Raw genomic sequence first — 13442 nt, 5'->3', positions numbered from 1 at the left:
CGTTCCGTCAGCCACCAGATCGTGGGCACGCTTCGCTTTGCCCACCCTACGGCACCATCTTTGCGGTAAACATTTAACCCTACCGCGAACAATCCCCGCGCCCTCGGCCGCCCTGCGCTACCTAGGCCTCGCGGACGCCCGCGTCCGCCGGAGGACGCGTCATGGACCTCAATCGCCGTCACCTCATCGGAGCTTCCACCGCCGGCATCGCCGGTGCGCTGGCCATGCCGGCCGACGCCGCGCGCGCGGCGCCGCTGACGTCCCTGCTCGGCCGCGACGCCACGCAATACGGCGTGCGCCCCGGCAGCAGCGAGGATCAGACCCGCGTGCTCCAACGTGCGATCGATGAAGCCGCGCGGGCGCAGATGCCGCTGGCATTGCCGCCCGGCGTCTACCGCAGCGGGCTGCTGCGGCTGCCGCACGGCGCGCAATTGATCGGCGTGCGCGGAGCAACGAAGATTCTCTTCGCCGGCGGGACCTCGGCGATCCTGAGCGAGGGTTCGAACTCCGTCGGTCTTTCCGGCATCACCGTCGACGGCGGCGGCATTGCGCTGCCGGCCCGGCGCGGCCTGGTCCACCTGCTCGGCGGACGCGACGTCCGCATCGCCGATTGCGAGATCACGAATTCGGGCGGCAGCGGCATCTGGCTCGAGCAGGTGTCCGGCGAGATCTCCGGCAATATCTTCACCGACATCGCGGTGACGGCTTTGGTGTCGTTCGATGCCAAAGGCCTCACCGTCTCCCGCAACACGATTCTCGGCACCAATGACAACGGCATCGAGATCCTGCGCACGTCGATCGGCGACGACGGCACGCTGGTTGCTGATAACCGCATCGAGAACATCAAGGCGGGCCCCGGCGGCTCCGGCCAGTACGGCAACGCCATCAACGCTTTCCGTGCCGGCAACGTGATCGTGAGCAGCAACCGCATCAGGAACTGCGACTATTCCGCGGTGCGCGGCAATTCGGCCTCCAATATCCACATCACCGGCAACAGCGTCAGCGACGTGCGCGAGGTCGCGCTCTATTCGGAGTTCGCGTTCGAAGCCGCGGTGATCGCCAACAACACGGTCGATGGCGCCGCCGTCGGCGTCTCCGTGTGCAATTTCAACGAGGGCGGCCGCATCGCCGTGGTCCAGGGCAACATCATCCGCAACCTGATCCCGAAGCGGCCGATCGGCACCGCGCCGGACGACGATGCCGGCGTCGGCATCTACATCGAGGCGGATACGTCGGTGACCGGCAACGTGATCGAGAACGCGCCGTCCTACGGCATCGTCGCCGGCTGGGGCAGATATCTGCGCGACGTCGCGATCACGGGCAACGTCATCCGCAGGGCACTGGCGGGTGTGGGCGTCTCCGTCGTGCCGGGCGCCGGCATTGCGCTCGTCAACAACAACATGATCTCGGAGACCCCGCGCGGCGCCGTCGTCGGCCTCGATCACGCCCGTGCCGTGACCTCGGATCTGTCGGCAGAGGGCGCGCAGCGATTTGCGCAGGTGGTGCTCGGCGGCAATGCGGTCCGAAGGTAGGCGCGGCTGGCGGCCGGGCCGTTCATCCTTCGAGGCTCGCCACGGGACGCCTCGCGACCCAGGGCTCGCGCCTCAGGATGACGGGGCGAGAGCCGCGGTTGCTTCCCTCTGCCAACTCCGGAGCGTTAGAACGCATTCCTGAGCAGCGGGTACTTGGCTTCCAGGCCGTCGAGGCTGAAGGTGAATTCGACGACGCGCTCGGGGGCTGCGACGACCTCCTCGGCCGGCGGGACGAATTGCGACAGGAGCGCCGCCATCGCGGCAGGCACAGCCTTCGGCGGCTTCGCGGCAGGCACCGCGAGCGGCGGCTTCACTTCCGGCGCGGTGAACTCGGTCATTGCGGCGGGCGCGGCGAGCGGCGATCTCACGGCGGGTGCGGTGAGCGGCGCCCTCGCAGCGGGAGCCTTGAGCGGTGGCATCTCGGCAGGCGCTGTAAATGACGCCGGGGGTGCGGCGCGCGGCACTTCGGTGATCTCGGCAACGACGTCCGGCGTCGGATCAAGCCTGACCGGCACGACGGTCTCGGGGGCGATGTGGACGGCCTTCGGCTGCACGGTCTGCGGCTGCTGCTCACGCGGAAATACGCGGGGCATGGTCGCCGGCGACCAGCCGAATGCCGGGGTCACGCTCGCCGCCGCCTCGGCGACGTCTCCACCGGTTGCGAGCGCGCGCCAGGTCTGGACCGCGAGCTTGGCTTCCTGGATGTTTTCGAGGAATGCGATCTCGGAATGATAGCGGCGCCAGCGGCCGGTCTCGAACATTTCGGAGAGATGCTGCAGCCGCTGCTCGGCGAGAGCGCACCAGCGCGCCGCGACATCGCGGCCAGCAGCCACGACACGAGCAGACGCGCAGTCGGATTCTTGGCGATGTGTCATGAACCAGCCCGTCAGGAGAGAACACGGATGCGGGGACGCAACGCACACGAATCAATTTCAACGCGACATGAATATTTTGTGGAAAAGATTTGACTTGTCCAGCAACGACACCGCCCACGTCGTCAAATACCGTAGTCGTGCGGAGATTTGCTGCGTTTTCGAGTCAAGCTTCGCACAAGCATAGCGGACCTGCTGCTTGCTTGCCCGGGCGGGACGTGGATGCCGGCGTGGCCGTTCAACCGAAAGCTGAGCGTCCGCGGCGTTTCAAAGAATGCGAGGCCCGAAGCATCGATGCTCCGGATTCTGGTCTTGAGGCGTCTTCGTCACGCGAACCGGAATCCGCTGCGCTCAAAAAGTATCCTGAAAAGAAAAGACCCGTCCGGGGGGACAACCGGACGGGTCGAGCCATATGGGCGCTTGGGGTGGATGGGCGCTCGCGCCTGATATGACCTATGGGGAGGGATGACCGCTCCCACATAATTTGGTCGTGGCTGGGAGCTGAACGTTCAACGCGACGTTTGCTTTTTTGGCCTTCGGCGCGCGTGCATCTTTGTCGCAGCCGCTATCGCGCCGTCGGCCTATCCGCCTGAAAATCCGTGGATTTCTCTTCCGCGCTCGACAGCGAGGGTTGTTCGATCGCGCGGCTATTGGGCTCATCGCGACGCTTGCCGGCATCTTCACGTTTAGTTGTACCGGACGCAGCCGCGACCGGCGTGGCGCTGTCGGCGGGAACGGCCATCACCGCGGCAAACGCATCGGTCTGACCGTCGCCGAACAGCTCGTCACGCCCGGGCGAGCCGAGGTCGCGCGCGGTCTTGGCTAGCGTCATGCGCAGCGCCTCCGGCTTCAAGGCGTAATTGCGCTCGAGCAGCAACGCCGCGACGCCGGAGACATAGGCTGCCGAGAACGAGGTTCCCGACGTCATCTGGTATTTGCCGTCCGGCGCCGGCAGGAAGATGTCGACCCCGGGCGCCGCGAGGGCGATGTAATTGCCACGGTTGGAGGCGGTGAACAGCCTGTCCTGCTGGTCGGTCGCGCTGACCGCGATGACGTTGGGATTGGCGGCCGGATAGAGCGGCGGTGATTTCGCGCCGGCGTTGCCGGCGGCCGCGATCAGCACGAGGCCGCGCGCGGCGGTGGCCGCGATGGCGCGCTCGATCACCGCGTCCTTGGGACCGGCAAAGCTCATATTGACGATCTGCGCGCCGTGCTCGGCGGCGTAATTCAGCGAGCGCAGGATGATGTAGGACGAGCTTTCGGTGCCGCCGTTGGCGCCGCCAAAGGCCCGGATCGCGATGATGCGCGCTTCGGGCGCGCTGCCCATCAGCCGGGAATGCGCCACGATCGCGCCGGCGATGCCGGTGCCGTGGACGTGCGGGCCCTCGGTGCTGCCGAGCGCATCGAAATTGTCGGCGACGGAATTGGCGAGCTCGGGATGCCGGGCATCGATGCCGGAATCGATCACGGCGATGGTAACGTTGGCGCCCTGCGCCAGCTTATGCGCCTGCGGCAGGCGGAGCTTGGCCAGGGCATATTGGGCGGGATCGCCCCCGCTCGGGATCGTCGATTTCTGGTCCTGGAGCACATAACGGAAGTTCGGCTGGATCGAGCGCACGCTGCCGTCGGCCGCGAATTCGCGCCGCACCGTCTCGTACGGACGGCCGTCCGTGATGCGGAACAGACCGAAGGTGGCTCCGATCAGCGGGAAATTCTCCGACGAGATGCGCGTCAAGCCGTGCCGGCGGGCAAGCGCATCGGCATCGCCGGGCGACAGCGTGCCGTCGATCTCCGCCACGAATTCATTGGCGAAGCTGCGCAGGTTGGCGGCGGCGGCCGGCGTGGCGTCGCCCCGGCCCTTGCCGGCGCTCTTCTTGCCGGATTTGGCTGCGCCACCGCCGCCCGCACTCGGCTGCGCCAGGCATTCGCCATCGGCATCGCGATAGGGCGCGGTGCAGGCCGGATACAGGTTCGGCGAGTAGCGCGCATGGGGCAGCACCGTCGTCGGCGGCCGGATCCGCGACGTCGTGGTGTGGGGAATGGTCGCGATCGTCCGAGGGCCGGGGCCGACGTTGACGGCCCGCGCGGCGATATTGGGGCTGACCCGCGGGGCGATGCTCGGCGAGACGGTCGGGGTTCGCGAGGGCACGCTGATGGTGGGGGTGCGCATGATCGCCTGCGCCTGCGCCACCTCGACGCCGAGACAGCCGGCAATCAGAAGCGCCGCGCCGACCGCTTGCCGTTCAAGCATGATCTTTACGGAAAACCGCTGCGCACTTTTCCGGATCATGCTTCAGGGCGCCGCGACGGCGAGGTTGACGAACTTCTCGCGCTGCATCTTGCCGAGCAGCGAAGCCAGCTCGTCCTGGCTCATGGCCTTGTCGAACTGGAGGCGGAACATGCCGCCCCTGGCGCCGTCGATGATCGAGGCGTGGTAGCTGTCGAGCAGCGCGGTGATGTCGGCAATGCGCGCCTCGGGCGTGAAGCGCACCAGGGCGCGTGCCGGCGCGGCAGCGCTGCCGAGCTCGCGCGTGATCGGCGCGCTGGTCGAGAGCGAAGCGGTCTGGAAGGTCGCGGGCTGGTTCTTCATCAGCACGGCGCCGATCACGCCGGCTTGCAGCACGAGCGCGACGGCGCCAAGGCCCGCCGACCACGCCAGCGTGCGCGGCGACAGGCTCGCGAAGAAGGTCGCGATGCGCGCCGACAGCGGCAGCGAGCCGGTCGCCCGCGCCGGCTCGGCGTCGATCGCGGCGAACAGCTTCTGCATCGCGCGTGCCGAGGGAGCCCCCAAGCTCTCGTTCAGATGAATGGTCTCTTCGTATTCGCCGCGGATCGCGGCATATTGCCTGGCCAGCTCGGGATCGCGCGCCAGCGCTTCCTCGACCCGGCGCGCATCGCGCGCGTTCAGCGTGCCGGCAGCGTGCCACGGCAGCAGCAGTTCAATTTCACCGGGCTCTTGCTCCAGCATCTTCTTGCTCAAAGCCATCATGGCCAGCCTCGCTCAACGCCGGCTGCCTTCAGCAGTTCGGCCAGTTTCTTGCGCGCATAGAACAAGCGCGTCTTCACAGTGTTCTCCGGTATCCCGACGATTTCGGCCACCTCTTCCACGGACTTCTCGTGGTAGTAGACGAGATCGACGATTTCCCGGTGTTCCGGCGAGAGGCCCGTCAGACACCCCCGCAACGCTGCACTGGTATCCTTCTTCTGCACCACCGTTTCCGGATCGTCGGACGTGTCCTCGATCGCGTTCGCGGCGTCTTCGTCCAGCTCGAAATCCTTCCTGCGCCGAAGCGCAGACAGGGCCTTGAATCGGGTGATCGCCAGAAGCCAGGTCGAAACGGCGGATCGGCCCTCGAACTTGCCGGCCTGACGCCAGACGTCGAGAAACACCTCGCTGATGAGGTCTTCCGCCGCCTGCTCGTCCCGCACGAGCCTGAGCCCGAACCTGTAGACCCTGACATGGTGCCGCCCGTACAGCACCTGCATGGCGAGCCGGTCACCTTGGGCGATCCTGGCGATCAGGACCTCGTCCGAAGCCGCCTGTGTCACGCTCAAAGGCCGTCTCGCAAGGTTGGTCGGGTCGGCGCAGCAGACGGTTCGACTGGGGGTGCAAAATTGTTCAATTTACCGCACTCGTACGGGCACCGGTGTGATCTACCCCACATACGCGCTTTTTTCCTGTCCCGCCCGCAGCCGTCGGCCGCCACAATCCAGATCGGTAACATAATACTGAGATACTTCCTTACGGAAATGCCTGTCCGGCACAGGCGGCCCGGCCTCGTCCGGTTCCATAGCAGCGCCGCACGACATCTGTCTCGCCAAGACCAACTTAGGCTCGATCGCACCGCAAACCGATGCCTGACCGCCGGCAAAATTTCTTTCGCCGGCCCATCACCTTGTTCCGTGCTGCACGGTTCGGATTCGGTTTCAAAGGATACCAAACCTAAAGGCTTGCCACGTAGATTTTTACGCTGACATCCACCTTTGGCGGGATCATGGGCACGGCCGCGACGTCATTTCCCGAGAGGAATGCTGCTGAGGTCGCGGATATCGTCCTCGCCCCCGAGGCTGCGGCCCCCGAAGTCCGGGCGCGGCGGGCCCGGCAGCGCCGCCAGATGTATATCGGCCAGGTCGCGAGCTATTCGCTGGGCGCCTCCGTCCTGCTGCTCTACGCCTATGGCGGCACGGTCGACATGGCCGTTCCGTCGCTGTTCTGGCTCGGCGGTCTCCTGATCATCGGGACCTTCACCGTGCTGTCGGAAGCCGGCTTCGGCGACCGGTTTGAGGATCACTACCTCACCGTATTCCAGATCTCGGCGCATATGGCGCTGCAGCTGCTGTTCCTGCTCGCCGTGCCGACGATCGGGGTCGCGTTCGTCGCCGTGCTGTTTCTGATCTTCGCGTTCGGCACGCTGCGCATGACCTCGCGCCAGGCGATGGTCACCTGGGGCCTTTCCACCTGCGGGCTTGGCTTCGTCTTCCTGGGCACGGACCTGCCGATCGGACTGCCGGTCGCCACCCGCCTGGAGCGAACCGCCTCGATGCTGTGCTTCGTGCTGGTGATCGGTCAGTGCGCCTTCCTCGGCCTGTTCGGCGCAACCCTGCGCAAGATCCTGTACCGGCGCAGCATCGAGCTCAAGGTCGCCTATCGGCGCATCGAGGAACTGGCCGAGCTCGACGAACTCACCGGCTCCTACAACCGCCGCTGCATCATGCGCCTTCTCGACGCCGAGATCGAAAAGTCGCGACAGACCTCGGCTCCCTGCGCGATCGCGCTGATCGATCTCGACTGGTTCAAGCGCATCAACGACGCCCACGGCCATCCCGTCGGCGACGAGGTGCTGCGCACCTTCGCGATCACCATTTTCGCCAATATCCGCCCATCCGACAGCTTTGGCCGCTACGGTGGCGAGGAATTTTTGCTGCTGCTGCCGGACACGTCGGGCGATGCCGCGCAGCGCATGCTCGATCGCCTGCGCAGCATCGTCGCCGATCTCGACTGGGGTGCATTCTCCCCGGGCATGCGCGTGACCCTTTCTGCGGGCGTCGTGACGCTGCGCGACCTCGATACTGCCGACACGTTTCTCGCCCGCGCCGACCGCGCGCTCTATTCCGCCAAGGCGCAAGGGCGCAACCGCATTGCAACCAGCTGACCAAACCATTTGATTCCGGCGCGACAGAAGCCGCCGGACCGAACGCTCCAGGACAGGGCAATGAGATCCAAATCCATCAAATCATCCGAGAACCTGCTCGAGGAATTGCAGACTGCCCTCTCGCACGGCACCGTGGCGCGCCGGGTCGAGACGCTGCGCCGCGTCACCGATCTCTTCGTGGGCAACGCGGTCGACTATTCCGACGACCACATCCGCCTGTTCGACGACGTGTTCCAGTGCCTGGTCGAACAGATCGAGACGTCGGCCAAGGCGCTGCTTGCCGATCGCCTCGCACCGATCGCGGCCGCGCCGCCGCAAATCATCCGCACGCTCGCGCTCGACGAGGTCATCGAGGTCTCCGGGCCCGTGCTGTCGAAATCGGAACGGCTGGACGAGACGACCTTGATCGAGATCGCGCGCACGAGAGGCCAGGCGCATCTCAAGGCGATCTCGCTCCGGCGCGTGCTGTCGGAGGCGCTGACCGACGTGCTGGTGACGCGCGGCAACGCCGACGTGGTGCAGTCGACCGTCAATAATCCGGGCGCGCGGCTCTCGGAGGGAAGCCTCACCGACCTCGTCACCCGCGCCGAACGCGACGACGACCTCGCGACCTGCATCGGCCTGCGGCCCGACCTGCCGCGCCATTACTATCTGAAGCTGGTCGCCAAGGCGTCCTTGAGCGTGCGCAGGAAGCTCGAGGCAGCGCATCCGGAGTTCGCGGACGAGGTGTCGAGCGTGGTCCAGGAAGTCGCCCAGAGGATGCGCGCCGCCGCCATGAACAAGCAGACCGAGATGGCGCGTGCGCTGGTGAAATCGCTGCACGAGGACGGCCGCCTCGACGAATTCCAGCTCACCACTTTCGCCGAGCAGGGCAAGTTCGACGAGACCAATGCGGGGCTCGCCGCGCTCGCGGGCGTCGCGGTCGAGACCGCCGAGACCATGATGATCGAAACCCGCACCGAGGGCGTGATGATCCTCGCCAAGGTCGCGGGCGTGTCCTGGCCGAGCGTGCGCGCCATCATCGCCATGCGCGAGAAGCTCTCGGGAGGCCCGCAGACCGACATGCTGACGCTGCGCGACACCTACGAGGCGCTGCGCTCGTCGACCGCGCAGCAGGTGCTGCGCTTCCACCGCATGCAGCAGAGCACGATTCCGGCGGCGTGAAGCTGCCGCTTTAGTATCTTAGGACTTTGGATCCCACCGCAGCCCCGATCGCCGTCACCAGCGCGGTCGCGAGCGTGTACCAGGTCGCGACGAACAGGGGGGAATCGTCGGTGCAGTGCGAGGCGTAGAGCGTCGCGGCAAGGCCGGCCGAGACCAGGCCGGCGAGCGCGCCTGCAAGCGCCGGATGCGAGGGCGCACCATGTCGCAGGCCGAACAGCGCACCTGCGAGCAGCGGCAGCGACATCGCGGGGATGGCGACCAGGCACACCCTGGAGTTCTTGCCCATCAGCCGCATCGTCATCGGCATCGCCGGCGCCATCATCGCCTCGCTGCCGATCGCGACCGCCAGCAACCCTACGGGGAGCAGCAGCAGCCAGCCCCAGCCGCGCATCAAGGCTTCGGGACGCGACAGATGCAGGCTGACGATGATCGCGGGGATCGCGAGCGACAATGTGACCGCGAACTTCATGTCGAAGAACGGATTGCGCATGGCCGTCATCACGTCCGGCCGCATGCCGAGGAAGGTCGCGAAAATCAGGATCGACAGGGGCGCGGCCACCAGCAGCGCCATCGTCAAAACGGTCCCGACGCGCGGCACGCGGTGAGCGTTGTCGGCTGCGAGCGAGCGGATCAGTTGGTCGGTATCCATGACTAGTGGTCCCGCAATTTGGCAGTCAGTGCCGCAAGTCCGCGATGCAGGGCGACCCGCACCGCGCCTTCGCTCATCGAATACTTCGACGCCGTGTCCTTGATCGAGGCGCTCTCGACCGCGATCGACTGCAGCACGTCGCGCTGGCGCTGCGGCAGCGTGCCCAGTTGCGCCGCGACTTCGCCGGCCGAAGCCGTCTCCTGCGGCGCCTCGCCCGGCAGCGTCTCGGCGAAATCGTCGACGTTGACGAAGATGCGCCTTCCGCGCCGCCTGAGCGCATCGATCAGCTTGTTGCGGGCGATCGCGAACAGCCAGGGCGCGAAGGGGGCTTCGCTGTCCCAGGTGTGCCGCTTCAGGTGCACCGCCAACAAAATCTCCTGCACGATATCCTCGGCCTGATCGGGAGGCTGCCCGGCCCGCGCCAGGCCACGCCTCGCCGCAGCGCGCAGCACCGGCGTGACCGCCTTCAACAGGCGATGATACGCCGCATCATCGCCTGCCATGGCCGACCGCATCAGGCCGGTCCATTCGTCCTCACGTCCGCGCACGCGCGCCCCTCACCATGCAATTCGGCCATTCGATCAATTTGTTACGCGAGGCGGCAAAGATCACGAATTCGTGATCATTGGCCGGGCCTCGCGACCGATACGGCCGTCGATCTCCGCGACGGCTCATAACACCGATCGCCCCGGCCCGCACCCGGCGGCCGGCAGCACAGAGCGGTTTGCCCCGTTCTTGCCGGGTGATGCCCGAAAATTCCCATTTTCCGCCCCGCTGTCGTCACGCCCCAGGGTCTCTGTTCGCTTCCGGGACGGGCGGAATTGGGGAGATCATCACATGATGAAAGCCAGCGGGCGCGCGGCCCTGATTGTTGTGGCCGGACTTTTGTTGCTGTTCGGAGGCTCTGCGCGGGCGGAGCCAAGCTCAGCCGCGAGCAAATCGGACAGCGCGAGCAAGCAGGCCGACGCGGCCAAGCCGGGCAAGCATCGGCGCCACGAGTCTCGCCGCACCAGCACCGGCAAGACGGCACAGAAACCGGACGACAAGGCTGATCCTCAAGCAAAGGCCGACGAGGCCAAGCCTGACAGCAAGTCTGAGAGCAAGGCGGCCGACAACAAAGCGGCCGACAACGACCTGCCGGCCTCGAGCCAGATGCCGCCGGCGGTCGCCAACGCCAACGCGCAGCTCGCCGCCACCGACACGCCGACCTCGGCTGCGGCCTCCGCGATGACGGACCGTGCCAACGACAATGTTCAGGCCGCGGCCGACAATACCAGCGCCCCCAACGCCGAGAGCCAGGTCGTCGCACCCGATCAGCTCAACGACATCGACCGGGCCGCGCAACAGGACGATCCGCCGGCACAGAAGGCGGTCATTGCCGCAACCGAGGCCCAGCCCCGGCCGGCGCCGGTAATGGCAAGCAGCCAGCAGAGCTCAGCCTGGGACCAGAGCTCCCTGATCGGTAAGATCTTCATCGGCGTCGGCACGCTGCTCACGCTTGCGTCCGCCGCGCGCATGTTCATGGCCTGATCGCGGTTCCCAAGGGACGCGCGGCCCCGCGCGTCCCGGCGGTCCGGCCCTCTTGAAGCCATCCGCGCCAGCGGGCACATTGCCCGCTCAATCAAACGCGTGGGTGGAGCATGAGCACGTTCGAACACATCATCGTCGAGAGCATCGGTGCGGTCGGCATCATCAAGCTGAACCGGCCGAAAATGCTCAACGCGCTCTCCTTCGGAGTCTTCCGCGAGATCGCGGCCGCGGTCGATGATCTCGAGGCGGACGATGCCATCGGCTGCATCGTCGTGACCGGCAGCGAGAAGGCCTTTGCCGCCGGCGCCGACATCAAGGAGATGCAGCCGAAGGCCTTCATCGACATGTTCTCGGAGGATTTTGCCGCGATCGGCGGCGACCGCGTCGCCCGTTGCCGCAAGCCGACGATTGCGGCGGTTGCAGGGTATGCGCTCGGCGGCGGCTGCGAGCTCGCCATGATGTGCGACATCATCATCGCCGCCGACACCGCAAAGTTCGGCCAGCCCGAGATCACGCTCGGCACCATTCCCGGCATCGGCGGGACCCAGCGCCTGACGCGCGCGATCGGCAAGTCCAAGGCCATGGACCTGTGCCTCACCGGCCGCATGATGGATGCGGCGGAAGCCGAGCGAAGCGGCCTCGTCAGCCGCATCGTGCCCGCCGACAAGCTGATGGACGAGGTGATGGCGGCGGCCGAGAAGATCGCCGCGATGTCGCGCCCTGCCGCCGCGATGGCCAAGGAAGCGGTGAACCGCGCCTTCGAGACCACGCTTGCCGAAGGCATGAGCGTCGAGCGCAACTTGTTCCACGCGACCTTCGCGCTGGAGGACCGCTCCGAGGGCATGGCGGCGTTCATCGAGAAGCGCAAGCCGGTGAACAAGAACCGGTGACGGCGCCGAACGGTCAGGCTGTTGTAAGGCTCCCCACGTTACACGGGATCCCTGTGACGCAGCTGCAACAAGCACGGATTTCATGGGGGTTTTCCCCGCGGCAGTTTGCCTGCGGGACCTCGGCTGGTTAAACAGCTAAGAGGCCACCGTCGGCGGGGGCGGACAGCCGGGATTAAGCGAGATTACATGATTGGGCGTGCCGCCAGAGCTGGTCGCGTGATGACGCGGCGCCGACCGGGCGCAGGTGCCGTGCTTGCCACATGGGCCGCGCTGGCGCTCTGTGGCGCCCTGCCCTCCGCCGCCTGGGCTGAAGCCCTGCCGGAGGCGCTCGCCAGGGCCTACCAGACCAATCCGCAGCTCAATGCCGAACGGGCGCGACAACGCGCCACCGACGAGAACGTGCCGCAGGCCCTCGCCGGTTACCGGCCGCAGATCGTGGCGAGCCTCAGCGCCGGCCTGCAATCAGTGCGCAATCTATTGCCCGACAACACCATCCAGACCGGCAACCTGAAGCCATGGATCATCGGCGTCACCGTGACGCAGACCCTGTTCAACGGCTTCCGGACCGCCAACAACGTGCGGGCCGCCGAGCTCCAGGTGCAGTCGGGCCGCGAGGCGCTGCGCAATGTCGGCCAGGGCGTGCTGCTCGACGCCGTCACCGCCTACACCAACGTGCTCGCCAACCAGTCGCTGGTCGAGGCGCAGCGTTCCAACGTGGCCTTCCTGCGCGAGACGCTCGCCGTCACCCAGCGCCGCCTCAACGCCGGCGATGTCACGCCGACCGACAGCGCGCAGGCCGAGGCGCGCCTCAATCGCGGCCTTGCCGATCTCAACGCCGCCGAGGTCGCGCTTGCCGTCAGCCAGGCAACCTATGCGCAGGTCATCGGCAATTCACCGTCGCAGCTTCGGGCCGCCGAGGCCGTCGACCGTTATCTGCCGAAGAGCCGCGAAGACGCCATGACGATGGCGATCCGCCAGCATCCGGCGGTGATGGCCGCAAGCTTCGACGTCGACGTCGCCTCCACCAACATCCGCATCGCCGAAGGCGTGTTGCTGCCGAGCGCCACCATCCAGGGCAGCGCCAGCAAGAGCCGCAACAACGATCCGACGCTCGGCACCTTCGCCGAGGACCAGGCTTCGATCGTCGCCAACGTCACGGCCCCGATCTATGACGGCGGCCAGGCCGCCGCGCAGACCCGGCAGGCCAAGGAGATCACGGCGCAGAGCCGGCTCGTGCTCGACCAGATTCGCAACCAGGCGCGCACGGCCGCGGTCAGCGCCTGGGTTGCCAACGAAGGCGCCAAGGTCGCGGTCTCGGCCTCGGAGTCCGAGGTGAAAGCTGCGACCGTCGCGCTGCAGGGCGTGCAGCGCGAGGCCGCCGGCGGACAGCGCACGACGGTGGACGTGCTGAACTCGCAGGCCGACCTGATCCAGGCCAAGGCCCGCCTGATCGGTGCGCAGCGCGACCGCGTCATCGCCTCCTACACGCTGCTCAGCGCCATCGGCCATCTCGACGTCAAGACGCTGAACCTGAACACGCCGGACTATCTGCCCGAGGTGCACTACCACCAGGTCCGCGACGCCTGGCACGGCCTGCGCACGCCGTCGGGACAGTAGGCCTCCGACACACTTCCGAAACTCCCTGCGCCACT

Annotated in this window: 12 protein-coding genes; 6 read left to right on the top strand and 6 right to left on the bottom strand. The window is 66.8% G+C overall.

The window, feature by feature from the left end; genetic code table 11:
- Window positions 1–161: 161 nt before the first annotated feature.
- A complete protein-coding gene (locus DCM80_RS22435; protein WP_257193737.1) occupies window positions 162–1532 on the top strand; it encodes a TIGR03808 family TAT-translocated repetitive protein in 1371 nt (456 codons plus the stop codon).
- A gap of 125 nt (window positions 1533–1657) precedes the next feature.
- Here DCM80_RS22435 and DCM80_RS22430 read toward each other — a convergent pair whose 3' ends face one another.
- The 4 genes from DCM80_RS22430 to DCM80_RS22415 form a co-directional block, all read right to left on the bottom strand.
- Complete coding sequence (locus DCM80_RS22430; protein ID WP_257198011.1) at window positions 1658–2365, bottom strand: TIGR03809 family protein; 708 nt, start codon at window positions 2363–2365, stop codon at window positions 1658–1660.
- A 604-nt stretch (window positions 2366–2969) separates the two neighbouring features.
- On the bottom strand, window positions 2970–4655 hold the full coding sequence (locus DCM80_RS22425) for a S8 family serine peptidase (protein ID WP_257193736.1): 1686 nt from the start codon (window positions 4653–4655) through the stop codon (window positions 2970–2972).
- Window positions 4656–4697: 42 nt separating this feature from the next.
- On the bottom strand, window positions 4698–5393 hold the full coding sequence (locus tag DCM80_RS22420; RefSeq protein WP_028135361.1) for a hypothetical protein: 696 nt from the start codon (window positions 5391–5393) through the stop codon (window positions 4698–4700).
- Entirely contained in the window at window positions 5390–5959 is a 570-nt protein-coding gene (locus tag DCM80_RS22415; protein WP_028135360.1) for a sigma-70 family RNA polymerase sigma factor, read from the bottom strand. Before DCM80_RS22415 ends, DCM80_RS22420 begins: the two co-directional genes overlap by 4 nt.
- 440 nt (window positions 5960–6399) lie before the next feature.
- On the opposite strand from DCM80_RS22415, the gene DCM80_RS22410 reads away from it, so the two are divergent.
- Together DCM80_RS22410 and DCM80_RS22405 are read left to right on the top strand one after the other, a co-directional pair.
- On the top strand, window positions 6400–7557 hold the full coding sequence (locus tag DCM80_RS22410) for a GGDEF domain-containing protein (RefSeq protein WP_257193734.1): 1158 nt from the start codon (window positions 6400–6402) through the stop codon (window positions 7555–7557).
- 60 nt (window positions 7558–7617) lie between these two features.
- Entirely contained in the window at window positions 7618–8721 is a 1104-nt protein-coding gene (locus DCM80_RS22405; protein WP_257193732.1) for a DUF2336 domain-containing protein, read from the top strand.
- 10 nt (window positions 8722–8731) lie between these two features.
- Here DCM80_RS22405 and DCM80_RS22400 read toward each other — a convergent pair whose 3' ends face one another.
- Complete coding sequence (locus DCM80_RS22400) at window positions 8732–9370, bottom strand: NrsF family protein (protein WP_028135357.1); 639 nt, start codon at window positions 9368–9370, stop codon at window positions 8732–8734.
- Window positions 9371–9372: 2 nt separating this feature from the next.
- Window positions 9373–9918, bottom strand: coding sequence for a sigma-70 family RNA polymerase sigma factor (locus DCM80_RS22395; RefSeq protein WP_257193731.1), 546 nt, complete (start codon window positions 9916–9918; stop codon window positions 9373–9375).
- A gap of 289 nt (window positions 9919–10207) precedes the next feature.
- Between DCM80_RS22395 and DCM80_RS22390 the strand changes: the two genes are divergently transcribed.
- The 3 genes from DCM80_RS22390 (at window position 10208) to DCM80_RS22380 (ending at window position 13407) form a co-directional block, all read left to right on the top strand.
- The gene (locus tag DCM80_RS22390; protein ID WP_257193730.1) at window positions 10208–10900 is read left to right on the top strand and encodes a hypothetical protein; all 693 of its coding nucleotides are present in this window, start codon (window positions 10208–10210) and stop codon (window positions 10898–10900) included.
- Window positions 10901–11010: 110 nt separating this feature from the next.
- Window positions 11011–11790, top strand: coding sequence for an enoyl-CoA hydratase (locus tag DCM80_RS22385; protein ID WP_257193729.1), 780 nt, complete (start codon window positions 11011–11013; stop codon window positions 11788–11790).
- Between the two features lie 186 nt (window positions 11791–11976).
- On the top strand, window positions 11977–13407 hold the full coding sequence (locus DCM80_RS22380) for a TolC family outer membrane protein (protein ID WP_373569364.1): 1431 nt from the start codon (window positions 11977–11979) through the stop codon (window positions 13405–13407).
- The last annotated feature ends 35 nt before the right edge of the window (window positions 13408–13442 follow it).

Origin of the sequence: Bradyrhizobium sp. WBOS08, from assembly GCF_024585125.1 — a bacterium.
Classification (GTDB): Bacteria; Pseudomonadota; Alphaproteobacteria; order Rhizobiales; family Xanthobacteraceae; genus Bradyrhizobium; species Bradyrhizobium japonicum_B.
This window is presented reverse-complemented; position numbering and strand designations above follow the sequence as displayed.